This window comes from Mesorhizobium sp. P3_A2 (assembly GCF_056403115.1).
Genome location: NZ_JBFUGC010000004.1, coordinates 410,449 through 433,408, shown reverse-complemented (window position 1 = coordinate 433,408; position 22,960 = coordinate 410,449). Strand labels below are relative to the sequence as shown.

22 protein-coding genes and 1 pseudogene are annotated in these 22,960 nt (G+C 63.4%); 14 read left to right on the top strand and 9 right to left on the bottom strand.

The window, feature by feature from the left end:
* Positions 1 to 8: 8 nt before the first annotated feature.
* Entirely contained in the window at positions 9 to 2,228 is a 2,220-nt protein-coding gene (locus AC1DXM_RS12470) for a caspase family protein (RefSeq protein ID WP_477233308.1), read from the bottom strand.
* A gap of 229 nt (positions 2,229 to 2,457) precedes the next feature.
* On the opposite strand from AC1DXM_RS12470, the gene AC1DXM_RS12465 reads away from it, so the two are divergent.
* Complete coding sequence (locus AC1DXM_RS12465; RefSeq protein ID WP_112562754.1) at positions 2,458 to 2,862, top strand: Fur family transcriptional regulator; 405 nt, start codon at positions 2,458 to 2,460, stop codon at positions 2,860 to 2,862.
* 205 nt (positions 2,863 to 3,067) lie between these two features.
* Here AC1DXM_RS12465 and polA read toward each other — a convergent pair whose 3' ends face one another.
* Positions 3,068 to 6,016: a DNA polymerase I gene (polA, locus tag AC1DXM_RS12460; protein ID WP_477233307.1), complete on the bottom strand. Its 2,949-nt coding sequence runs from the start codon at positions 6,014 to 6,016 to the stop codon at positions 3,068 to 3,070.
* Between the two features lie 441 nt (positions 6,017 to 6,457).
* Between polA and AC1DXM_RS12455 the strand changes: the two genes are divergently transcribed.
* The 6 genes from AC1DXM_RS12455 (at position 6,458) to AC1DXM_RS12430 (ending at position 10,032) form a co-directional block, all read left to right on the top strand.
* Complete coding sequence (locus AC1DXM_RS12455) at positions 6,458 to 7,843, top strand: M20/M25/M40 family metallo-hydrolase (RefSeq protein ID WP_477233306.1); 1,386 nt, start codon at positions 6,458 to 6,460, stop codon at positions 7,841 to 7,843.
* Between the two features lie 135 nt (positions 7,844 to 7,978).
* Positions 7,979 to 8,599, top strand: a complete 621-nt coding sequence (locus AC1DXM_RS12450) for a ribonuclease D (RefSeq protein WP_477233305.1) — start codon at positions 7,979 to 7,981, stop codon at positions 8,597 to 8,599.
* An 89-nt stretch (positions 8,600 to 8,688) separates the two neighbouring features.
* Positions 8,689 to 8,895, top strand: a complete 207-nt coding sequence (locus AC1DXM_RS12445) for a hypothetical protein (RefSeq protein WP_477233304.1) — start codon at positions 8,689 to 8,691, stop codon at positions 8,893 to 8,895.
* A gap of 107 nt (positions 8,896 to 9,002) precedes the next feature.
* Positions 9,003 to 9,257: a GlsB/YeaQ/YmgE family stress response membrane protein gene (locus tag AC1DXM_RS12440; protein ID WP_112562748.1), complete on the top strand. Its 255-nt coding sequence runs from the start codon at positions 9,003 to 9,005 to the stop codon at positions 9,255 to 9,257.
* Between the two features lie 79 nt (positions 9,258 to 9,336).
* Entirely contained in the window at positions 9,337 to 9,483 is a 147-nt protein-coding gene (locus AC1DXM_RS12435; RefSeq protein WP_477233303.1) for a hypothetical protein, read from the top strand.
* Between the two features lie 168 nt (positions 9,484 to 9,651).
* Entirely contained in the window at positions 9,652 to 10,032 is a 381-nt protein-coding gene (locus AC1DXM_RS12430; RefSeq protein WP_112562746.1) for a hypothetical protein, read from the top strand.
* Between the two features lie 322 nt (positions 10,033 to 10,354).
* Here AC1DXM_RS12430 and AC1DXM_RS12425 read toward each other — a convergent pair.
* The 3 genes and pseudogenes from AC1DXM_RS12425 to AC1DXM_RS12415 all read right to left on the bottom strand — a co-directional run.
* A pseudogene (locus AC1DXM_RS12425) lies at positions 10,355 to 10,549 on the bottom strand (SOS response-associated peptidase); the annotation flags it as partial.
* A 36-nt stretch (positions 10,550 to 10,585) separates the two neighbouring features.
* Positions 10,586 to 11,038 (bottom strand): thermonuclease family protein, encoded by a 453-nt coding sequence (locus AC1DXM_RS12420; RefSeq protein ID WP_477233302.1) that lies wholly within the window; start codon positions 11,036 to 11,038, stop codon positions 10,586 to 10,588.
* Between the two features lie 636 nt (positions 11,039 to 11,674).
* Entirely contained in the window at positions 11,675 to 12,010 is a 336-nt protein-coding gene (locus AC1DXM_RS12415) for a hypothetical protein (RefSeq protein ID WP_477233301.1), read from the bottom strand.
* 205 nt (positions 12,011 to 12,215) lie between these two features.
* Here AC1DXM_RS12415 and AC1DXM_RS12410 point away from each other — a divergent pair, with 205 nt between their 5' ends.
* The 4 genes from AC1DXM_RS12410 to AC1DXM_RS12395 all read left to right on the top strand — a co-directional run bounded on the left by AC1DXM_RS12410 (position 12,216) and on the right by AC1DXM_RS12395 (position 16,483).
* Entirely contained in the window at positions 12,216 to 12,794 is a 579-nt protein-coding gene (locus tag AC1DXM_RS12410; RefSeq protein WP_477233300.1) for a sulfocyanin-like copper-binding protein, read from the top strand.
* 135 nt (positions 12,795 to 12,929) lie between these two features.
* Positions 12,930 to 13,295: a hypothetical protein gene (locus AC1DXM_RS12405; protein ID WP_477233299.1), complete on the top strand. Its 366-nt coding sequence runs from the start codon at positions 12,930 to 12,932 to the stop codon at positions 13,293 to 13,295.
* 104 nt (positions 13,296 to 13,399) lie between these two features.
* Positions 13,400 to 15,667 carry a transglycosylase domain-containing protein gene (locus AC1DXM_RS12400; protein WP_477233298.1) on the top strand — a complete coding sequence of 756 codons (2,268 nt, stop codon included), beginning with the start codon at positions 13,400 to 13,402 and terminating at the stop codon, positions 15,665 to 15,667.
* Between the two features lie 63 nt (positions 15,668 to 15,730).
* A complete protein-coding gene (locus tag AC1DXM_RS12395; protein WP_477233297.1) occupies positions 15,731 to 16,483 on the top strand; it encodes an SDR family NAD(P)-dependent oxidoreductase in 753 nt (250 codons plus the stop codon).
* A 9-nt stretch (positions 16,484 to 16,492) separates the two neighbouring features.
* Here the strand turns inward: AC1DXM_RS12395 and AC1DXM_RS12390 are convergent, their stop codons facing one another.
* Entirely contained in the window at positions 16,493 to 17,410 is a 918-nt protein-coding gene (locus AC1DXM_RS12390) for a zinc-binding dehydrogenase (protein WP_477233296.1), read from the bottom strand.
* Positions 17,411 to 17,508: 98 nt separating this feature from the next.
* Here AC1DXM_RS12390 and AC1DXM_RS12385 point away from each other — a divergent pair, with 98 nt between their 5' ends.
* Positions 17,509 to 18,315, top strand: coding sequence for an AraC family transcriptional regulator (locus AC1DXM_RS12385; protein ID WP_477233295.1), 807 nt, complete (start codon positions 17,509 to 17,511; stop codon positions 18,313 to 18,315).
* Positions 18,316 to 18,337: 22 nt separating this feature from the next.
* Here the strand turns inward: AC1DXM_RS12385 and AC1DXM_RS12380 are convergent, their stop codons facing one another.
* From AC1DXM_RS12380 to AC1DXM_RS12370, 3 genes are all read right to left on the bottom strand, one after another.
* Positions 18,338 to 20,128: a cation:proton antiporter domain-containing protein gene (locus tag AC1DXM_RS12380; RefSeq protein ID WP_477233294.1), complete on the bottom strand. Its 1,791-nt coding sequence runs from the start codon at positions 20,126 to 20,128 to the stop codon at positions 18,338 to 18,340.
* Positions 20,129 to 20,336: 208 nt separating this feature from the next.
* Positions 20,337 to 20,786 (bottom strand): baeRF12 domain-containing protein, encoded by a 450-nt coding sequence (locus tag AC1DXM_RS12375; protein ID WP_477233293.1) that lies wholly within the window; start codon positions 20,784 to 20,786, stop codon positions 20,337 to 20,339.
* 222 nt (positions 20,787 to 21,008) lie between these two features.
* Positions 21,009 to 21,209 carry a hypothetical protein gene (locus tag AC1DXM_RS12370; RefSeq protein ID WP_477233292.1) on the bottom strand — a complete coding sequence of 67 codons (201 nt, stop codon included), beginning with the start codon at positions 21,207 to 21,209 and terminating at the stop codon, positions 21,009 to 21,011.
* Between AC1DXM_RS12370 and cysG the strand changes: the two genes are divergently transcribed.
* Both cysG and AC1DXM_RS12360 read left to right on the top strand, forming a co-directional pair.
* Complete coding sequence (gene cysG / locus AC1DXM_RS12365) at positions 21,208 to 22,659, top strand: siroheme synthase CysG (RefSeq protein ID WP_477233291.1); 1,452 nt, start codon at positions 21,208 to 21,210, stop codon at positions 22,657 to 22,659. The two genes, AC1DXM_RS12370 and cysG, sit on opposite strands and share 2 nt — an antisense overlap.
* Entirely contained in the window at positions 22,656 to 22,949 is a 294-nt protein-coding gene (locus tag AC1DXM_RS12360; RefSeq protein ID WP_112562730.1) for a DUF2849 domain-containing protein, read from the top strand. Before cysG ends, AC1DXM_RS12360 begins: the two co-directional genes overlap by 4 nt.
* The last annotated feature ends 11 nt before the right edge of the window (positions 22,950 to 22,960 follow it).

The window sequence follows — 22,960 nt, the reverse complement described above, 5'->3', positions numbered from 1 at the left end:
GTTGCAGCTCAGGCGCGCGGCACCGTCTCCATCGGGAAGATCATCACCGCGCCCTTCGGACCGCTCTTGTCGGCAAGTCGCATCACCGAGCGCGTCGCCGGCGCCATGCCGATGTCGGCCAGCATGTCGGAGAAGCCCGGTGTTCCCGAGGCGGCTCGCGTCACAGCGCGCACGCCCTCCTGGGCAAGGAAGCTCAGATCCTCCCTTTCGCTTTGCGGCGGCGCCTCGGTCAGCACGGCAATCATGCGCTCCATGCCGAAGCTGGTGTCGGTGAAGGCGAGCAGCCCTTCCTTAAGGCCTTGGTCAGCCTGCTGGTTGATCGGCGCCAGCCGCTCGGAGACGATGTGAGTGATCGAATAGTCGCTGCCGATATAGAGCACGTTGATGTCGACGAATTCGTCGGACTCGTTCCTGGCCGCAATGTGCACCTGGTCGCCCGGCGAAGCGCGCGGCACAGTCGACGATTCGATCGGCTCCATCGCGCCGCTGTCCTGGCGCTTGATCAGGAACTGGACGCTGACCTCGTCCGGCCGGTAGTCGGAGGCAGCGGCGAGCCGCGACAGGCCGGTGGCGCGGAAGATGGTGGTCAGGTTCTTGGCGGTGGCCTCAGTGAGCTTATCGCGGCCATCCTGATGGATGACGATGCGCGGCGGCTTGCTGCCGTCCTTCAAGCTGATGTCGCCTGACGCCGGCAGGAACCATAGCGCCGGCTCGTCGGTCGCATCTGCGGCGGCGCCGGCAATGGACTTTTCGCGCAGCACCGCCAGACGCAGATCGGCGCTCTTGCCGGGCTCAACCAGCGCGATGTGGAAGCCGGAATTGGGCTTTGCCGCCAGTTCATCCAGAACCGAATTGACGAGTTCGGTTTCCTTTTCGAGCCCTGCGGTCGGCGCCGGCTTCGCCACCAGGAGCTTGTAGTCGACGGCGAGTTCGGCGACGCGCGCATAGGCGCCGGCAGGTACCGTCGTTGCCGCGAGTGCCGGCTTGCCGTCGAACTCGACTGACTTGAGGTTGCTTTCCAGGTTCCTGGCCGATTGCACTTCGAGATAGCCGACCGCGTCGGACAGTCTCGACAGCGCCGAAGGCAGGATGGCGAGCTTGCTGCCGGGGGTAAGCCCCTGCAGCAGCCCTGCGCCGATCGCGACATCGCCATCCTTGACGGCAATTGGCCATTGCATGACGGCATCGGTCTTGTCGGTGCCGAACACGCGGGCATCGAGTTCGCCCTCGAACAAAGGCGTCGGCCTTGTGCGGCCGTCGGCAGAATATTGCTGCAGAACGGCCTGGCCGAGCTGGCGATAAGTGACGTTGGGGTTCTCGGCCAGTTTCGACAGGATGGTGAAGGTGAACAGGCCGAAACGCGGCGCGTCGGGGGTACCTTTGGGCAGCGGCATTTCCGGCGTCGTCTCCACCGTCTGCGCGGCATAGAAGGCAACCAGCTCGCCCCGGGCGATCGGCTCGGCGCCGGTCGGTGTCAGGTTGAAGGCCGGCTTGCGGGCGCCGTTCTCGTCGAAACCGCGCGATGCGGTGGCCGAGATGTCGTCATAGACCTTCACGGCTGCAGCCTTGGCCGCGTCATCGCCACCGACGAGATCGGCGAATTCGACCTTGCGCTCCAGTTCGTCGTCGACTTCCGCGGCGCGCGTTGCGGTGCCGGAATGGCAGCAGTCGAACACGACCCAGACAAAGGCGCCCTTGTCGCGGATGGCGTCGAGTGCCGCGCCGACCTCATTGTCGACCAGCGCGTTCGGCACGCCCTGTGCTCGGTTGATCCATTTGTCGATGTCGGAGGGCAGGAAAATCTCGTCGAGGCCGTCGGTCTCGTCGCCGGCCTTGGCCTGCGGCTGCTGGGCGCCGTGGCCGGAGAGGTGCAGGTAGACGAAGTCGTCGCGTTGCACCTTGCCGGCGAGATCGGCAAGGGCGGCCTTGATCGCCGCATGGGTCGGCGGACCGTTGGCGCCTTCGACATCCTTGGCGAGCAAGGTGACGTTCTCGGCCGAGAATTTCACCGGATCGGGCGTGTTCTTCAGGAGATAGTCGCGGACCAGGCCGGCATCGTTCTTCGGACCGATCAGCCAGTTCTTCTGCGGCAGGTTGGGATAGTCGGTGCAGGCAACCAGCAGCGCATGGTAGGTGCGCGAGGCGGCGAGGGCGCGGAACGAGACCGTACCGGCGGCCACAAGCGCCGACGTGCCGACGAGCAGCGTCCGTCGTGTCAATTTGATCATGATTGCTTCCCCAAGCCCGATCGAATTTCCAACTGCGCTACCCCTCGTTGGGAATTTTGTCAGTATTTTGAATGTGGTCTGTGCCGTCAACCGGGGGTGGCGGTCATGGTGTCGATGGCGATAACGGAAACAGTGGCAAAAAGCCCGGTTCATCGCTATCTCAAGGGGATAGAGACTGCGCATGACAGAAATGCCGTGCAGGCGGTGCGGAAAGATCGGAAACAGGATCATGGCGGCAAGGGATGTGCTGACGAAGAATCAGTTGAGCGTGCTCGAGAAGCTCGAGGCCGCCAGCGGACCGCTCAGCGCCTATACGCTGCTCGACCAGCTGCGCGAGCGCGGTTTCCGTGCACCGCTGCAGGTCTACCGGGCGCTCGACAGCCTGGTGAAGTCAGGTTTCGTGCACAGGCTGGAGAGCCTCAATTCCTTCGTCGCCTGCGCCGAGCCGCACGATCACAGCCACTCGATGACCGCCTTTGCCATCTGCGATACCTGCGGGCAGGTGACGGAGATGTCGGATCACGATGTCGACCATCGGCTGGATGAGTGGGTGCGCTCGACGGGGTTTGCCGCCAAGAAGGCGGTGATCGAATTTCGCGGGACGTGTGCGAAGTGCCGGGCTGAGGCTGCTTAAACCCTTCGCTTCGTCATCCTAGGGCGGAGTGAACGCGAAGCGGAACGGCGACCCTAGGATCCATTCCGTTACATTTCCGACGATTGCAGCGGTGCAGAACAAATCTCCACAGCCTCGACGCTCAAGCGTCACGGCATGGATCCTAGGGTCTGCGCCGCGTCGCTTCGCTCCTTGCTTCGCCCTAGGATGACGAAGCGGCGGAGTGCTAATGCGCCTCGTCCCAGTTGTTGGCCGCCCGTGCATCGACATGCAGTGGCACGGACATCGAGATTGCCGGCATCGGGGCGTTTTCCATGACGCGGCGCACCACCGGGATCGTCGCCTCGACTTCGGCCTCCACCGTCTCGAAGATCAGTTCGTCATGCACCTGCAAGAGCATGCGGGCGGACAGGCCGGCCTTTTCCAGCGCCTCGTCCATATGCACCATGGCGCGGCGGATGATGTCGGCGGCGGTGCCTTGCAGCCTGGCGTTGATCGAGGCGCGCTCGTTGAAGGCGCGGATCGACGGGTTTGACGACCGGATCTCCGGATAGTGAATGCGGCGGCCGAAGATGGTTTCGACGAAGCCATGTTCGCGGGCATAGGCCTTGGTCGCCTCGATATAGTCGCGAATGCCGGGGAAGCGTTCGAAATACTTCTTGATGTAGGCGCCGGCCTCCTCGCGCGGGATCGACAGCTGGTTGGCGAGACCAAACGCCGAAATGCCGTAGATGATGCCGAAATTGATCGCCTTGGCGCGGCGGCGCACCTCTGAAGGCATGCCTTCGACCGGCACGGAAAACATTTCCGAGGCGGTGACGGCATGGATGTCGACGCCGTCGGCAAAAGCTTGCGTCAGCTGCGGGATCTCGGCGACATGGGCAAGCACGCGGAGTTCGATCTGGCTGTAGTCGGCCGAGACCAGCTTCTGACCCTTGTCGGCGATGAAGGCCGTCCGGATCTTTCGTCCTTCGGCGGTGCGCACCGGGATGTTCTGCAGATTGGGATCGGACGAGGACAGCCGGCCCGTCGTCGTCGCCGCCAGCGCATAGGAGGTGTGCACGCGCTTGGTGTCGGGATGGATGAAGCCGGGCAGGGCGTCGGTGTAGGTCGATTTCAGCTTGGTCAGCTGGCGCCAGTCGACGATTTTGCGCGGCAGTTCGTGGCCTTCGGCGGCAAGGTCTTCTAGAAGCTGCGCCGAGGTCGACCATTGCCCGGTCTTGGTCTTGGAACCACCGGGCAGGCCCATGCGGCCGAACAGGATGTCGCCGAGCTGCTTTGGCGAACCGATGTTGATGCGCTCGCCGATGAGGCCGTAGATTTCCTCTTCCAGCCGCGCCGCACCTTGCGCCAGCTCGCCGGAGAGCCGCGACAGGATCTGGCGGTCGACCGAGATGCCGCGTTGTTCCATGCGGGCCAAAACCGGCACCAGCGGCCGCTCCAGCCGCTCATAGACCGATACCAGCCCCTTGGCGGCCAGCCGCGGCTTCAACACCTGCCATAGCCGCAATGCGACATCGGCATGGCCGGCGGCGTAGGCGGTCGCCCTGTCGATATCGACCTGCTCGAAACCGACGGAGCTTCTGCCGGAACCGGCGAGATCCTTGAGCGGGGTCGTCGCATGGCCAAGCCATTTGTCGGCAAGCGACGACAAAGTGTGGTGGCCGGTGCCGGCGTCGAGCACATAGGAGATCAGCATGGTGTCGTCGAAGGGCGCGATGTCGATGCCGTGGCGGCTCATCACGACGATGTCGTATTTGGCGTCCTGGGCGATCTTGAGCACCGATCTGTCCTCGAGCAGCGGCTTCAGCAGCGCCAGCGCCTCGCGGACCGGAATCTGGTTCTCCAGCGCCCCGCCGCCGAGCAGGTCGCCTGCGCCGGTTCTGTGGGCGAGCGGCACATAGGCGGCGCGGCCGGGTCCGGTCGCCAGGGAGAAACCGATGAGGTCGGCCAGCATCGGGTCGGAAGACGTCGTCTCGGTGTCGAAAGCGACGATGCCGGTCTCCTTGGCCTGGGCCAGCCATGTCTTGAGCGTTGCCGTGTCGCGGATCGCGACATAGGCGGCCGGGTCGATCCTGGCGGCGGATGCCGCTTCGAGACGGAGTGCTGAAAGCAAGGACGGGGTATCGCCGGCCTTGGCGGTATCGGCCTTGGCTTCAGCTTGTGCTGCTTCGTTGGTTCCGCCGCCGCGAGCAACAGGCGGTGCGCCGGACCCGACATCGGGGCCGTGCGCGGTGTCGGCGCGCTCGACCGTGACGGCAACGGCCTGGACATCGCCGGCTTCGGTGCTGGTCGCTTCGGCCACACGGCGGGTCAGCGAGGTGAATTCCATGGTCTTGAGGAAGCCGATCAGCTTCGGCCCATCTGGCGCGTGCAGCACGAAATCGTCGAGCCCGTCGGTGACCGGTACATCGTTCTTCAGCGTCACCAACTGGCGCGATATGCGCGCCTTGTCGGCATTGGCGATGATGGATTCACGCCTCTTGTCCTGCTTGATCTCGCTGGCGCGCGCAAGCAGCCCGTCGAGGTCGCCGAACTGTTCCAGCAATTGCGCTGCCGTCTTCGGCCCGATGCCGGGCACGCCAGGGACATTGTCGACGGAGTCGCCGGTGAGCGCCTGCAGGTCGATCATCTTTTCCGGCGGCACGCCCCATTTCTCGATGACCTCGGGGACGCCGATCTGGCGATCCTTCATCGGGTCGTACATGCCGACCGTGGGGCCGACCAGCTGCATCAGATCCTTGTCCGAGGAGATGATGGTGGTGTCGCCGCCGGCCTCGCACGCAAGCTTGCAATAGGTGGCGATGAGGTCGTCGGCCTCGAACCCTTCCATCTCGATGCAGGGCAGGTTGAAGGCGATGGTCGCCTGGCGGATCAGGCCGAATTGCGGGATCAGGTCTTCGGGCGGGGCCGAGCGGTTGGCCTTGTATTCGGGGTAGAGCTCGTTGCGGAAGGTTTTCGACGAATAATCGAAAATGACCGCGAAATGCGTCGGCACAATGCCTACATCGGTGTTGCGGGCATCCTGCATCAGCTTCCACAGCATGTTGCAGAAGCCCGAGACGGCGCCGACCGGCAGGCCATCGGATTTGCGGGTCAGCGGCGGCAGCGCATGGTAGGCACGAAAAATGTAGCCGGAGCCGTCGATAAGGAAGAGATGATCGCCTTTTTTCATGCGGGCAGGGATAGCGCGGCAGGGCGGCGCGGTCCATGGCAAAGGCACGCTTCCAACAGGCGTTGCGGCGCCATCCTGACAGAGGCTGCCTGTGAATGCCTCGGTATGGACCTCGGCCGCTCACAACCATGTTACAAAAGTGTAATTTTCGTGCCCTTGAAACGCCACGTTCGAAGACACAAATACATGTCATCGGCAGTTTTCGCCGAGTCCGGAGCAAGGCCCGTCCCCCGCCTATCCCGGACAACTGCGGCAGCCTATCCCCCCTCTCCGGGCTGCCGCAACGTTTCGAGTAAAGGCCGCCGTGGTTCCCCCTCCACCACGGCGGCTCTTTTTTGCCTTTCAACAAGAAAATTCCAGCCATGGTCCAACGATCGCGGGCTTTTCGTTTTGATGCGCTGCCTTTACGGTCCCGGCACCGAAAAGAAAGGCCTCGCAATAATGTCCACCATTTCCCCCGTCCTCGACCGTCTCGATAAAAATCTCGACCAGAGTCTGGAGCGCCTGTTCGGCCTGCTCCGCATCAAGTCGATCTCCACCGATTCCGACTATGCCGCCGACTGCCGCAAAGCCGCCGAATGGCTGGTGTCGGAGCTCAAGCTGATCGGCTTCGACGCTTCGGTGCGCGACACCCCCGGACACCCTATGGTGGTTGCGCATCATGAAGGCCCCGCCGGTTCGCCGCATGTGCTGTTTTATGGCCATTACGACGTGCAGCCGGTCGATCCGATCGAGCTTTGGGAGAGCGATCCGTTCGCGCCGGCGGTCAAGGAGATCGAGCCCGGCCACAAGGTAATCACCGGGCGTGGTTCGGCCGACGACAAGGGGCAGCTGATGACGTTCGTCGAGGCCTGCCGCGCCTGGAAGCAGGTGCATGGCAATCTGCCGTGCCGCATCACCATCCTGTTCGAGGGCGAGGAAGAGTCCGGCTCGCCGTCGCTGAAGCCGTTCCTCGAGGCCAATGCCGAAGAACTCAAGGCCGATTTCGCATTGGTTTGCGATACCGGCATGTGGGACCGCGAGACGCCATCGATCTGCGTTGGCTTGCGCGGAATGGTTGGTGAAGAGATCACCGTGAAGGCCGCCGATCGCGACCTGCATTCGGGCCTCTATGGCGGCGCCGCCGCCAATCCGATCCGCATCTTGGCGAAAATCCTGGCCGACATCCATGACGAGAATGGCCATATCACCATTCCCGGCTTCTATGACGGGGTCGAGGAGACGCCGTCGCAGATCCTGAAATCGTGGGAGACGCTCGGCGAGACCGCCGAGACCTTTCTCGGGCCTGTCGGCCTTTCGATCCCGTCGGGCGAAAAGGGCCGCTCGGTGCTGGAACTGACCTGGGCGCGGCCGACGGCCGAGTTCAACGGCATTATCGGCGGCTATACCGGCAAAGGGTTCAAGACGGTGATCGCGGCGGAGGCGTCGTCGAAGATCTCGTTCCGCCTTGTCCACAAGCAAAACCCCGAGAAGATCCGCGCGGCTTTCCAGAAATTCGTCAGGGAGCGGATTCCTGGGGACTGTTCGGTCGAGTTCCATCCCCATGGCGGTTCGCCGGCGATCCAGCTCTCCTATGACTCGCCGTTCCTGGTCAAGGCCAAGAACGCGCTGTCGGATGAATGGCCCAAGCCCGCGGTAACCACGGGCGGCGGCGGCTCCATTCCCGTCGTCGGTGATTTCCAGACCTATCTCGGCATGGAATCGCTGCTTGTCGGGTTCGGCCTCGACGACGACCGCATCCACTCGCCCAACGAGAAATACGAGCTGACCTCCTTCCACAAGGGCCAGCGCTCCTGGGCGCGCATTCTCGGTGCGCTGACGCGCTGAAGCAGCGGGAAACCAGTTTCTGGTTGATTTTTCAGCGGATCGCGGCGAGGACGACCGACGACTTCAATATGCTGCAGCGTCCTTTGCGCATCTCAAGAGATGCGCGGCGCTGCAGGCCGCGATCCGGAGAAGACAATGAGCGACATCCGCTTCCACAAGAACGATCTGCCCGACCTGTCCCACTACAATGTCGACGCGGTGGCCATCGACACCGAGACGCTGGGGCTGAACCCGCACCGCGACCGGCTGTGCGTGGTGCAGATCTCGCCGGGCGATGGCTCCGCCGACGTGGTTCAGATCGCGCCCGGCCAGAAGAAGGCGCCGAACCTTGTCAGCCTGCTCAGGAACCGCGGCATCACCAAACTGTTCCACTATGGCCGTTTCGACCTCGCCGTGCTCTACAATGCCTTCGGCGTCATGCCGGAGCCGGTGTTCTGCACCAAGATCGCCTCGCGGCTGACCCGCACCTATACCGACCGGCACGGGCTGAAGGACATCTGCTTCGAACTGCTCGGCGTCGGACTTTCCAAGGTGCAGCAATCGTCGGATTGGGCGGCAGAGACCTTGTCGCCTGAACAGCTCGAATATGCTGCGTCCGATGTGCTCTATCTGCACCGTCTTCGCGATGTGCTGGCCGGACGGCTGGCGCGGGACGGGCGCGCCAAGGAAGCCGACGCCTGCTTCCGCTTCCTGCCGACGCGTGCCAAGCTCGATCTGATGGGCTGGGACGAAGAGGATATTTTTGCGCACAGCTGATGGTTCGGCCCTTCGTTCCGCTGGAACCGGATGGGGATGGCGGCGTTGTTCTGCGCATTCCGGACGGAAGTGCGACGAGAGGGGATGACATGGCAGACCGAAAGCCGATAGCAACCGCCCCGACGGACGGGTCCAAGGTCACTGTCCTGTGGAAGGACGCCGCCGGTGTCGTCAGCGAATCCGTCGGGCAGTACCGCGACGGCGCCTGGTGGGTCTACACCGACAGCGACACCCAGAAGAAGGTCGACCCGACCAGCTGGCGGCCTGCCGCCAGTGACGATGACGACGATCAGTGACCCCGCTAGCGGGTTGATGTGCTTTCGCATAGCGTGAAGCCGTTGAAAATGAGGCCGATTCGGGGCCGTCCGCTCCGCAGCCGCCTCTCATCCTGGAGGGACTCGCCATGGGCATCGAAAGCCTTCTCATCTTCCTGATCATCGGCGCCATTGCCGGCTGGCTCGCCGGCCTCATCGTCTCGGGCTTCGGCTTCGGCCTGATCGGCAACATCGTCGTCGGCATTATCGGCGCCTTGATCGCCGGCTGGCTGTTCCCAAGGCTCGGCTTTGCCATCGGCGGCGGCATTCTCGCTGCCATCATCAACGCCACGATCGGCGCCGTTATCCTGCTGGTGCTGGTCAAGGTCCTTAAGCGGGCATGAGGCTCGGATTTTTATCTAACGCAATCCCATGGGAAAGCGCTGCGCGCTTTCCCATGGGATTTTCCCAAAGGAGCGCGCCGTGAAGCAGAATACACTCTACCTTCTCGTCGGCGCGCTCGTTGTCGTGGTCATCGCGCTCGGTGGGTATGTCTATCACGAACAGACCAAGCCAAAGGGCGTCGAACTGAAGATCGACGACAAGGGCATTTCGATCCAGCAGAATTGAGCCTGCCGTCGACGGCGGCGGGGCGCCGGCTGGCTGCATGTAAAAAGGCATTGGCGAGGTCTCCCGCGATTGCCCCGACATGGAATTCGAATGACGGATCGACGCTTCGGCGCTATGATGTCGATATAGGGCGTTTGGGGTCAACCAACCTATTACTAGGAGGTTGCCATGAAACACCAAACACTGGACCAACTGCATGCAGTGGCCGAGGTCAACACACAGCCGGTAATGAGCCGAACCCAACGTCTCGTACGTTGGGCCGAGCTTCTTGAACGTGAGCCCAGCCGGCTCCTGACCGCGCTCGCCGGGACTGAATACCGTGCCCCGCCGGAGCGCGATGTCATGCGAGGCGATGGCTCGCCGATAGCGGTTGCCTTCACGGACCCCATATTGCACGACGAAGGTCTGAAAGACGACAGCTATGGCGAAGCCAAGCGCTTCTTCGAGCTGACCGACCACCAACTGCACGAGATCGTCTGCTACTGCCATGTCGGCGAGGTTATGCAATCGTCCAGGGCAGCGCTCTCGGTTCGTGCGGCGATCGGCTGACGCATGTCCACCAGGTGATTACCTGGTGACGGATGATTTTGGGGCGCGGTCGAACGCGAGGCTGCGACCATTTGCGATCGCGCCCCAACGCGGATCATGTCCGCGACTGCCTGGTCGCGGCTGAGAATGGCTCAGGCCTTGGCGCCCGGACAAAATGCCACGCGAGGATTGTTCCTTCGCGGCGGGCGCGACTGCTTGCCAGCGCCAAAATCAGGGGCTCGAACAGCGCGATCACTGCCGGAATAGGGCCGTCGAAATAGCGATCACTGCGTGACCGCGATTGGCACCTCTTTGCCGACGAACTAAGCTATCCGTGCGCCGGTCATTTCTGGCCGTTTATGGGTTCACGGCCTAGGCCGATCCTATCAATGATGTCGGGCGTGTTGTTGCGCGGGCTGCCGACCTTGCTGTCGATCGGCCACATCGTCATCAGGTCGGACGGGAACGGCTTCATCAGGTCACGCGGATCCGGCTCCGGCCCAAGCCACCGCATGTAATCTTCCGGCGCCAGATGGACAGCGGCGGTTAGCCAAAATGGAAGGCCATCTCGAAACTATGGGCGTCCACCCCGTCTATATTCGCCGGGGTCGATAAATTCCCCTGCCCACAAGTTGCGTTTGGCACTGCGGGCTTCGCGCTCTTCGGCAAGGTATCGAGGCGCTTGTTTGTCGGCGACCGCCAATCCGTGTTTTACCAGGTCGCGCGCGAGATCGATGCTCCCAACGAAGCAGACGCCGACATCGTCGTCATTGCGGTCCTTGCCTTCGATGGTGCAGGATACATCCCCAGAGGCAATGAGATGGCGAATGTGGTCACGCGCATACCTGCCGCAGGGCCAGATCTTGTCAGCGGCATCAAAACACGGCTGGGAAAGTTCGGGGGCATCGATACCGAGTAACTGAACTCGTTTCTTGTCATGCCACAGCGTGTCGCCGTCATGAGCAAACCAATGCTCTACTGCGGACACGGGGCCACAGGTCAGCACTAAGGCGAGAGCGAGGGTCAACCTGCACATGGCCGATGGACCGTTTCGAAATTTCCCCTTCCGCGATCACACCATACCCCTATGAAGCTGGCCGGCCAATAGCGGGGAACCGTTGAGCCGGCCAGAGAAAAGGCCGACCTAGCTTTTTGGCAAAACGGCCCGCTGCTCTCCTACGGCAGCGGGCCTGTCCTTGGCCGGAAAGGAGCGCTAGCGGGGGGCGCCAGCATTCCGGCCGGCGTATAATGCGCCAGACCGGCGGGCTGTATGGTCAAAAGAGAACACGTGGCAGCGCAACCGGCGACGCGTTGAAATATCTATTTATGTCAGATGATGCCTCCCTACGTTAACGGAAAAACGATTTTGCGCAACGGCAGCAGCTCTGTCCGTGTTGCGGTCATTCAAGATCCTGCCCGGACGCGGGTCTGGAGCGTCCGAGTCATACCCTAGAGCGGGATGAAATTATCCGGAGTCGTAGGGACAGCTCTTCACGGATGATGATCGGATAGATCAGGCTCGGCGCCAGATGGGGGCTTGTGGGCGGCCGACGGCTTCGTCGTCGGCGTCGCCTTCACCGCCTTTGTCGCTTGGAAGGTGTTCCTATGAACGGCCGCAGCACCTTCCACGCCTACCGCGCAACCGCAGCCAATGTCCGGCTTGTCAGTACCGGCAAACCCGAACGCGTTCCAGCACCCGGTGGTGATGGTGCCAGTGCCTCACCCACTTCACGTGGCAATGACGATGATGCCGGTAATAGTAGCGATGTGGGTAGCGGGCCACGTAGCCGGGATAATAATCGTGATACCGGGGGCCGTAATAGCGGCCGCCATAGTCGTAAAAGGGGCCGCCGCCGTAGAAGGGGCCACCGCCGAACGGGCCGAAGCCGCCGAACGGACCAAAAAAGCCGATGCCAGGACCGAAGAATCGTGCATCCGCAGGCACGACCGTGGCGGCGGAGGCGATGGCAATCACCGAAGCAAGTAACAGTTTTCTCATAGCAACCTCCCAGAGGGCCGATCACCCGATAAACGCCCGCAGGAGCCGTATGTTCCCGATCGCTAATATGCAGGCGCTCCCGCGCTTCCGGTGGGTTTGCTGGTGTGGTTATTGTGATAGTATTCTTTTCTTCAAAGGGTAGGCCCAGTCGACCTCGATTGCGGTCGATTACACTCGGGCACCCCCGCTTGGGAGGAGCCTTGCGATGGCGCGCTTTGCCCACCTTGCCTTCGCCTTGGGATTGTTGCCTGGATTTGCACTGGCTGGGGAGCCTTTCGTCCCGAGCTGGATCAAAAACGATCCCGCAGCCAAGATGGTGGCTATAGAGATTGTTGCCGATTGGAACCAACTCGAGCGGTACCGCAGGGACAACATCCGGACCGACATTATCGACTTCAACGGCTACTGGGGCGGCAATCTCACGATCGTCGTGCCAGAAAAATGGTCGGTACAGATCGAGTTCATCAATGGCTCCTCGAATTTCTGGCACGGCCTGATGCTGACCAGGGTCTATGCTCAGTCAGAGATGCCGGTGAAGTTGAAGGCTGAGGATGCGATCTGGGGAGCGTACACCACTCCGCTGGAGGGGATCAAAGTTAATGAGAGGAGACAACTCAACTTTGTTGCGCAGCAGGCGGGGAACTATTTCCTGGCCTGTCCAAGACAAACGCACATGATGGACGGACACTGGATCGGTTTCGAGGTGAGAGGCAACCTTGAGCAGGCCGTGGCAATCGTCCATAATGACAAGTTTCCGCAGGAGCAGCCCCCAGGACGTCCATAGGTCTGCGCGAGCAAGCCTGCGCGCCATGGCGTAGGTTAGAACGCGCGCGTTCAATGAAGCGGTGGCGCTGCGGCATAAGCAATGGCAACGCGACTGATCAAGAAATCTATTCCTCCCTGATGTCCTGCACCGAGCATGACGCAGTTTCGCCTCACCTCGCAGGTGACGGACCCTAGCGATGATGCCGGGCTTCACCCATTCGACGTCGCCATCGGCCACCGCGGTCGGGATGCCGGCCGGCTGAGCGGTGCGATCGCGCTCTATCCGGTGCCAAAGCCGTTCCTTGATTGCGCGCCCGGTGGCGATAACGGCCTTGCCGACATATTTGCCGTCCCGGGCGAACAGGCCCTCGGTCTGCTTGCCGGCCTCGCGCTTGACGCCGATGAGGTCGAGATCATCGACATCAGGCCGCCGACCGCTTTGCTGACGCGCGCGTCAAGGGCAGTGAACAGAGCGGTAACGGCAGCGGTAACGCGCGGTAACGGATTAAGAATTTCGTAAGGAATTTCAACGGCCTGCACGAGCCCTGTTTTAACCCGCCCTTAAATCGCCGCATCTACTCTGCAACCGGAGCGCCATAGGCACCGGGGACAGCAAGCGCAGGCATGGCGAACCGCAGAGACAGCCGCATCGAGCCCAGTTTCGAGGGACCGCCGCAGGCGCGATCCCGGCCGGGTCTTTCGGTGAGCGAGGAGGATCGCGTCGTGCCGAGCAACCGCAAAGCCTCCGCCAAACGCAAATCGTCGAAGGCGAAGTCGTCGCGCGGCAGGCGCGGCAAACCCCGGCGCGGCCTGTTCGGCATTATGGCCCGGATGCTCTACTGGTGCTTCGTGCTCTGCATCTGGGGCGGCATCGCGGTGGCCGGCATTGTCGTCTATTACGGCGCCAAGATGCCGGCGGCCACTACCTGGTCGATCCCCGACCGCGCCCCCAACATCAAGATCGTCTCGGTCGACGGCCAGCTGCTCGCCAACAGAGGTATGAGCGGCGGCGAGGCGGTCGGCCTGCACGAAATGTCGCCCTACATTCCCGAGGCCGTCATCGCCATCGAGGACCGCCGCTTCTATTCGCATTTCGGCATCGATCCGATCGGCCTGTCGCGCGCCATGGTGACCAATGTGCTCGGCGGCCATTTCTCGCAAGGCGGCTCGACGCTGACCCAGCAGCTGGCCAAGAACCTGTTCCTGAAGCCCGACCGCACGCTGGAGCGCAAGGTGCAGGAGGTGTTGCTGTCGCTGTGGCTGGAGCATAAGCATACCAAGGACCAGATCCTCGAAATGTACCTCAACCGGGTCTATTTCGGCTCTGGCGCCTATGGCGTCGAGGCGGCCTCGCGCCGCTATTTCGGCAAGAGCGCGCGCGATGTCACGCTTTCGGAGGCGGCCCTTCTCGCCGGCCTGTTGAAGGCGCCGTCGCGGCTGTCGCCGGCGCGCGACCCGAAGGCGGCGGAACAGCGCTCGCAGCTGGTGCTCGCCGCCATGCGCGACGAAGGCAAGATCAGCGCCAAGGAACTGACCTCGGCGATGAGCGCGCCGGCAACGCGCGCGCCGTCTTACTGGACCGGCTCGGAAAACTATGTCGCCGACACCATCATGGAAGAACTGCCCGATCTGATCGGTGATGTGCGCAGCGATATCGTCGTCGACACCACTGTCGACCTCAACCTGCAGAAGCTCGCCGAACAGTCGATCCGCCGGCTGATCGACGACAGCGGTAAAAAACTCAATGTCAGCCAGGGCGCGCTGGTGTCGATCGACAATTCCGGCGCGGTGCGCGCCATGGTCGGCGGCTACGATTATTCGACCAGCCAGTTCGACCGCGCCTCGGAAGCGCGCCGCCAGCCCGGCTCGGCGTTCAAGCCGTTCGTCTATATGGCCGCGCTCGAGGCCGGCCGCACGCCCGACAGCGTGCGCAACGACGCGCCGATCAAGATCGGCAAGTGGACGCCGGACAATTACGGCGGCAAGTATTTCGGCAAGGTGACGCTGGCGACTGCTTTGGCGAAGTCGCTGAATTCGGTCGCGGCACAGCTGACCATGGAGGTCGGCCCCGACGCGGTGGTCGAGGCGGCGCACCGCATGGGCATCCAGTCGGAACTGACGGCCAACACCTCGATCGCGCTCGGCACGTCGGAAGTGACGCCGCTCGAGCTGACATCGGCCTACGTGCCGTTCGCCAATGGCGGCTACAAGCCTGACATCCATTTCATCCGCCGCATCACCACCACCGAAGGCAAGGTGCTCTATGACGACAGTGGTGGCGGTGCGCCGCGCGTCGTCAAGCAGGACATTGTCGGGATGATGAACTCGATGATGACCGGTACGGTCGAGATCGGTACGGCAAAGAAAGCGGCCTTCGCCTGGCCGTCGGCCGGCAAGACCGGAACCAGCCAGAACTCGCGCGACGCCTGGTTCGTCGGCTACACCGCAAACCTCACCACTGGCGTGTGGTTCGGCAATGATGACGGCAGCCCGATGAAGAAGGTCACCGGCGGCGCGCTGCCGGCACAGGCCTGGCACGAGTTCATGGTTGCCGCGCATGAAGGCGTGCCGGTCAGGCCGCTGCCCGGCACCTGGAAGTCGACGCCGCCCGATACCATCGTCCCCGACGATATCCCGTCAGTCGACAACAACCAGGCGGCGCCGTTGCCTGCCGTGGCCGTCGGCCGTTCGGAGCCTGCCCCGGCGCCAGCTGCTGCCCCGGCACAGGCGCCGGTCCGCCGTCCGGCCGAGACCGTCGATGCTGATGGTTTCGACATGCCCGGCGACGGCGGCACTACAGCTTCGATCAAGCACCCGGTGCCGCCAGGCAGCGTCGGCGGCCCGACCAAGAAGCGGAAGACGTCGATCCTCGACATTCTCGGCGGCGGCTGAGCGTCAACTCGCCACTCGCCACGCCAACCGCGTTCCGCTACATGTCCGGCTGGAGACAGCGACATGGCCGAGACCGACACCAGAAAAACCATCGTGCTCACCGGCGCCAGCCGCGGCATCGGCCATGCGACGGTCAAGCGCTTTTCGCGCGAGGGCTGGCGGGTCATCACTTGTTCGCGCCAGGCCTTTGCCGAGGACTGCCCGTGGCCGGCCGGCCCGGAAGATCACATCAAGGTCGATCTGGCCGACCAGCAAGATGTCGGCATCGCCGTGTCGGAGATCCGCCATCGGCTCGAAGCGCATGGCGGTCAGCTGCACGCGCTGGTCAACAATGCCGGCATCTCGCCGAAGCTCAAGGACGGCAATAGCCGCATGAACTCGATCGATACGCCGATGCATGTCTGGCGCGATGTGTTCCAGGTCAATTTTTTCGCACCGATCATACTGGCGCGGGGCTTGTTCAAGGAGCTGGCTGCGGCCAAGGGCTCGATCGTCAACGTCACCTCGATCGCCGGCACGCGCGTGCATCCCTTCGCCGGCACCGCCTATGCGACCTCGAAGGCGGCACTTGGCTCGCTGACGCGCGAGATGGCGCATGATTTCGGCCCGCATGGCATTCGGGTCAACGCCATTGCGCCGGGCGAGATCGACACGGCGATCCTGTCACCGGGCACCGACAAGATCGTCGAGACGATCCCGCTCAGGCGCCTCGGCACCACGGCGGAAGTCGCCGACATCATCTTCTTCCTGTGCTCGCAGCAGGCGTCCTATGTGACGGGCTCGGAAATCCACATCAATGGCGGCCAGCACGTCTGAGCGCTGATTTCAGGCTATGGTGAGGACAGCCTTGCCGCTGAAGCTGCGCTGTCGCAGGGCGTCCAGGGCCTGAGCGATGTCTGTCCACGGCAGGGTCAGGGACACGCGGGTTTCCAGCCGGCCAGCCGCGACCAGAGCGAGCAGCGAGGCGATATCGGCGCCAATGGCTGGACCTGATGTGTAGTAGGCGAAGGTCTGAAGCCGCGCGCCCTCGTGGCCGGGAACGAACTGCCTGAAGCCAATTGGCGTCAGCTCGCCGCTGCTCGAACCAAACATGACGATGGTGCCCCCCGGTGCGACGCGTTCGATGGCGTGGGCGAGGCTTTGGCCACCGACCGACTCTGTGACCAGCGAGAACGGCCCACTGGACAGCTCGATCGAGTCGACGACCTGCTGGGCACCAAGGCCGCGGAGATCCTCGGCATGCCTTGCGGCGGCAATCGCGGTCACGGTGGCACCTTGCTCGCGGGCGATCTGGATCTGGAAACGGCCGACCGCACCGCTGGCGCCGGTGATCAGGACTTGCTGGCCGGCAAGGTCACCGCCATGGCGCAAGACCCTCAGCGCCGTCGTGCCCGCAACCGGAAGCGTGGCGGCGGAGACGAAGCTGACCTCATCCGGGATGACGGCGAGGCGGTCGGTTGGAACTGCGACCCGTTCGGCCCAGCCGGCCTCGTCGACCAAAGCCACAACCCGGGCGCCGACCGCTGGCCCGGAGCCATCAGCAGCTGCCCGCGCGACAATTCCAACCACGTCCTGACCGGGTATCCAGCCCACCGGACGTATGGTGAGCAGGCGCAACTCGCCACGGTTCAACGAGTTTGCGTGGACCGAGACAAGTGCCTCGTTCGCGAACGGCTGGGGTTCATCGACCTCGGCGAATTTGAGCCCGGTGGTGCTGTCGGGAGATATGACAAGGGCGCGCATGGGTCGTACCTTCCTGTTGGTTGTGGGCCGGAGCCTAGCGACTTCCCTCACTAAAGAATTTAGCTATCATGGCGAATAGTCGCTAAAAGCCGTCAATCATGAGACAGCCTCTCCACTACCCTTGGGTCGACTTCGATGTCGATGATGTGCTGACGCCAGCCATTGCCGTGCGCGTCGATGTCACCGAAACCAAAGCTGAAGCGGGCGCCCATTGGCACCGCAAGGGCCAGCTCGTTTTCGCGCTCGGCGGTGGCGTCACCTGCCGCGTCCCGAGCGGCCTGTGGATGGTGCCGCCGCATTGCGGGGTGTGGATTCCCGGCGGCATGGAACACAGCAACCTCGCCACCGCCAATGCGCGGATTTTCTTCGTCTACATCGAGCCGGGCGCTGCCGATCTGCCGGATCGCTGCTGCACGCTGTCGATCTCGCCGCTGCTGCGCGAGTTGATCATCGAACTGTCGGACTGCGCGCCGGACGATGCAAGGTGCGCCTTCCTAGGAAGCGTCCTGCTTGCCGAACTGCCTGATATGCCGGTTCAGCAGCTGCATCTGCCGATCTCCGCCGAGCCGCGTTTGCAGCGGATCGCCGAAGCGTTGGCGCAGGACCCTGCCGACCGCAGCACGCTGGCGGAATGGGCCAGCCGCGTCGCGCTCTCAGAGAGCAGCCTCGCCCGTCTCGTGGTAAAGGAGACCGGCCTGAGCTTCGGTCGCTGGCGCCAGCAATTGCACCTGATCGTCGCCATAAGGGAGCTGGCCTCGGGTGCCAGCGTGCAGCAGGTTGCGGGCGATCTCGGCTATGGCTCCGTCACCGCCTTCATCACCATGTTCAAGAAGGCCCTTGGCAAGCCCCCGGCAAAGTACCTCAGCAGCGTCGCGCAAAATGGCGGCTCTGCTTTCGTGGCGTAATTAACACGCCTATGGGCAAACCTCAGGCCGGAGAGGGTTCAAGGGCTTCGGGTCGTGGCATTGGCTTTTGCCCCAGCACCTCTTCCACAATCCCGCGGGCGATTTCGCGTTCGCCCATGATGACGGTGTCGGCGCCGAGCCCCTTGAGATGCTCGACCTCGGCATCGGAATGGGCGCGGGCGATGACGTTGATGGCGGGATTGGCGGCGCGTGCCCTGAGCACGATCTGCCCGGCCTCGAAGGCGTTGGGAATGGCAAGGATCAGTCGTTTGGCCTCCTGCGGATTGGCGGCGGCAAACACGCCTGCATTGGCCGCATTGCCGGAGACGGTTTCGACGCCGTCGTCTCTCAACCTGGCCAGTGTCTTGTCGGCGTCCTCGATCACCAGGAAGGGCAGGGATGCCTGTTTCAGCGCGGCACCCACCAGGCTGCCGACGCGGCCGTAGCCGATCAGGATGGTGTGGCCTGAAAGCGTCGTGCATGGCGGCGGGCCATCCTCTTTGGCTGCGGTGGCTACAGAGGCCACTTGCCCGGGTTGCATCGCCGGCCCGATCGGCTTGACCTCTTCCGGCGGCGTAGTCTTGGCGCTCCGTGCGTCCAGCCAAGGTTTCATCCAGTCGAGGGCGAGGAACATCAGCGGATTGACGAGGATCGACAGGATGGCGCCGGCCAGGATCAGGTCGCGGCCCTGTTCGGGCAACAGTTTCAGCCCGACGCCGAGCTCGGCTAGGATGAAGGAAAATTCGCCGATCTGGGCAAGACTGGCCGAGATCATCAAGGCGGTCGCCAGCGGATAGCGGAAGGCGATGACGATGACGAAGGCGGCCAGCGACTTGCCGATGACGATGATGGCCAGCGTCGCCAGGATCGGCCAGCCATTGCTCATCAGGCTGAACGGGTCGAACAGCATGCCGACCGAGACGAAGAACAGCACCGAGAAGGCGTCGCGCAACGGCAGCGATTCCTCCGCAGCGCGGTGGCTGAGTTCGGATTCGCTCATGATCATGCCGGCGAAGAAAGCGCCCAGCGCCAGCGAGACGCCGAACAGCTTGGCCGCTCCGAAAGCGACACCGAGCGCGATCGCCAGCACGGCCAGCCGGAACAGTTCGCGCGAGCCGGCATGGGCGACATAGTGCAGGATCCACGGAATGACCCGGCGGCCGACAACCAGCATGACGACGACGAAGGCAACGACCTTGGCCAGGGTGAGGCCGACGACACCCCAGATGCCGTAGCTGGCAGGCAGCGACAACAGGCTCGCATGGTCATCGATCTGCGGCTGGCCGCCGAGCACGCCGGCAAGCGCAGGCAGCAGCACCAGCGCCAGCACCATGGCCAGATCCTCGACGATCAGCCAGCCGACGGCGATGCGGCCGCGCTCGGTCTCGATCAGCCGCCGCTCCTGCAGCGCGCGCAGCAGCACCACGGTGGACGCCACCGAAAGCGCCAGGCCGAAGACCAGGCCGGCGCCCATCGACCAGCCGAGCATCCAGGCAAGACCGGCGCCGAGCGCGGTGGCAAAGCCGATCTGGACGATGGCGCCGGGCACGGCGATGGCGCGGACGGAGAGAAGATCCTTCAGCGAGAAATGCAGGCCGACGCCGAACATGAGCAGGATGACGCCGATTTCGGCCAGCTCATTTGCAAGGCCAGCATCGGCGACGAAGCCGGGCGTGTTCGGCCCGACCAGCACGCCGGCGACGAGATAGCCGACCAGCGGCGGGATGCGGAAGCGGTTGGCAAGTGCCCCGAAGATGAATGCCAGCCCCAGACCGGCGACGATGGTGGCGATAAGGGGCGTGTCATGCGGCATTGTCTATGGAGCGCCTTTCAAGAACCGTGATGTCGGGTGTGCGCCGCCCGAAGCCGCCGCCTTTCTAATATGGTGGAGGGTGCGCCGGCGATGCAACCCGCAAGCCGGAAATTGCTGGCGCGAGGGACTGAAAAACCAAAGGCGCACGCAGCAGAATCGCTGCGCGCGCCTGATAGCGGCGGATGTCGGAGGGGAACCCGGTTGGGTGTCAGGCCGCTTGCAGCATGGCCTCGATGTCGATCACGGCATGGTTGGTCAGTGTTTTTGGAATTTCGGCCTGCACCTTGTCGGTGACTTCCTTGTGCAATTTCTTGCGCATCGTGCCGAGCACCAGGGGCGGCGCAATCAGCACGATGTCGTCGAAGATGCCGTTATGGGCGAACTTGTAGAGGCGGTCGGCGATCTCCTCGGCGAAGCGTTCCTTGCCCTGCCGGTGCCAGTCGGTATCCTCGCCGGTGCTGCGGTTGCCGGATACGCCGTTATTGTAGCGGCCGGGGCTGTCGCTGCCTTGCTCGCGCGTCGCCGGATTATCCTGTTTCATCTCCTGGAAGAGCTGCAGGTTCGGGTAGAGGTTGTCGCCCTCATTCTTGAGGAACAGCGCTTTCTCGCCATCGGCCACCATGACCAGAAGGCCGTGTTTCAGGTTGATCTTGTTCATTGCGCGCTCCTGCTTGAAGGGTTTCAAATCCAGCCGACGATTGTCTGCTTCGGCAGGGTCAGAACGCACGGCGGAGCGGGAACGTTCCACTGTTCGACGGGAGGCCAGCAGCTGCCCCTGTCTGCGGCAACTCAACGGCCTCAGCGAAGGGCTGTACCACCGACGGCTTTAATCTACTAAATTGGTAGAATTTAGAAAAAACAATTTTGCGGCCCGCCCGGGTCAGGGATAAAAGAGCCGCATAACAAGGCCTGCGGCAGCAGCTTCAATCCGCTCGATGTGCGGATATGGAATATTTTTCTCTTGGTCTTCTGGCTTGCGGAAAACCGATTGCCTCCCGTCAGGGGATGCGCGAGTGGGTTCCTTCAGCTTTTTCGCGCCCGCGCGTAAAACTGCCACCTTGTTCCGGAATCTGTTCGTCATGCCTCAGGCCAATCCCAAGCTCAACGCTTTCCCCGTCTTCCTGCGGGTCGAAGGCGAAGCAGTGGCCATCGTCGGCGGCGGCGCCGAGGCTTTGGCCAAGGCGCGGCTGCTCGATCAGTCGAGCGCGATACTGCGCATTATCGCTGAGATCGCCGACGCCGAACTGCTGAGCTTCATCGCCGCGACCGGCGCCACCCACATCTCAGCGCCTTACGATGCCGCACATCTCGAAGGCACGGTCATGGTGTTTGCCGCCAGCGGCGACGAGACGCTCGATCGCCCCGTCGCCGAAGATGCGCGTCGGCTTGGCATCCCGGTCAATGCTGTCGACCGGCCGGAGCTCTGCGATTTCTTTACCCCGGCGCTGGTCAACCGCGCGCCCATCGCCATCGCCATCGGCACCGAGGGCGCCGGCCCGGTGCTGGCGCAGATGCTGCGCAGCCGCATCGACCGCATGCTGTCGCCGTCGCTCGGGCCGCTGGCAACGCTTGCCGCCTCGTTCCGTGGCGCTGCCGAAAAGCTGCTGCCGAAAGGCAATGCCCGCCGCCAGTTCTGGGGCAGTTTTTTCCAAGGCGCGCCGGCGCGCGCCGTCGAAGCCGGCGAACTGTCGCAGGCGCATGATGCCGCCGTCGATCTGTTGCTGTCGAAGGCTCCGGCTTCGGGGCACATCGCCCTGGTTGGCGCCGGCCCCGGCGCCGAGGATCTTCTGACGCTGCGCGCGCATCGCTTGCTGATGGAAGCCGACGTCATCGTCTATGACGCGCTGGTGCCTGAAGCGATCGTCGCCATGGGCCGCCGCGACGCCGAGCGGCTGCCTGTTGGAAAACGCAAGGGCTGCCACACCAAGAGCCAGGCCGAGATCAATGCGTTGCTGGTCGAGCTTGGCGGGCAGGGCAAGCGCGTCGTGCGGCTGAAGTCGGGCGACCCGCTGGTGTTCGGCCGCGCCGGCGAAGAGATGGCTGCGCTTCGCGATGCCGGTATCGCCTATGACGTGGTCCCGGGCGTCACCGCCGCTTTCGCTGCTGCCGCCGATTTCGAACTGCCGCTGACGCTGCGTGGCGTGTCTTCGTCGATGGTGTTCACCACCGGCCATGATCTGAAGGGCAATTCGCTGCCGGATTGGGCCAAGCTCGCCATCTCCGGCGCCACCGTAGCCGTCTATATGGGGCGCTCGGTTGCGGCCGAGGTTGCGGGGCGGCTGATCGAGGCCGGCCTGTCGCCGGATACGGCGGTCGCCGTGGTCGAGAATGCCAGCCTGCAGAACCGCCGCCGTTTCCACGGCACGCTGGCCGACCTGCCGTCGCTGGAGGCGCGCGCCGATCTGACCGGCCCGGTGATGACCATCATTGGTGACGCGGTTGCCGGCGCCAACTTTGAACGTTCCGAGCCGCTCGCGGCACATAGTCATAAGAGCGCCGCCAGCGCGGCCGCCGCAGAGGTCGAACCATGAAGATACTGACCGCAAACCGCCTCACCGACGGCATCGCCGTCTGGTACGCCGATGGTGGCTGGGCCGAGACGGTGGACCACGCCGATCTCGCCCATGACAAGGCGGCCGAGGATCGCCTCGAGGCGATCGGCGCAAAGGCCTATGCCGACAATGAAGTGGTCGACGTCAATCTGATCGACGCTGAGGTCGTCAATGGCGTCGTCGAGCCGGTGCGGCTGCGCGAAAAGATCCGCGCCGCCGGCCCCACCATCCGCGAAGACCTGGGCAAGCAGGCTGCGCGGGCGGCATAGCCAGGAATTGA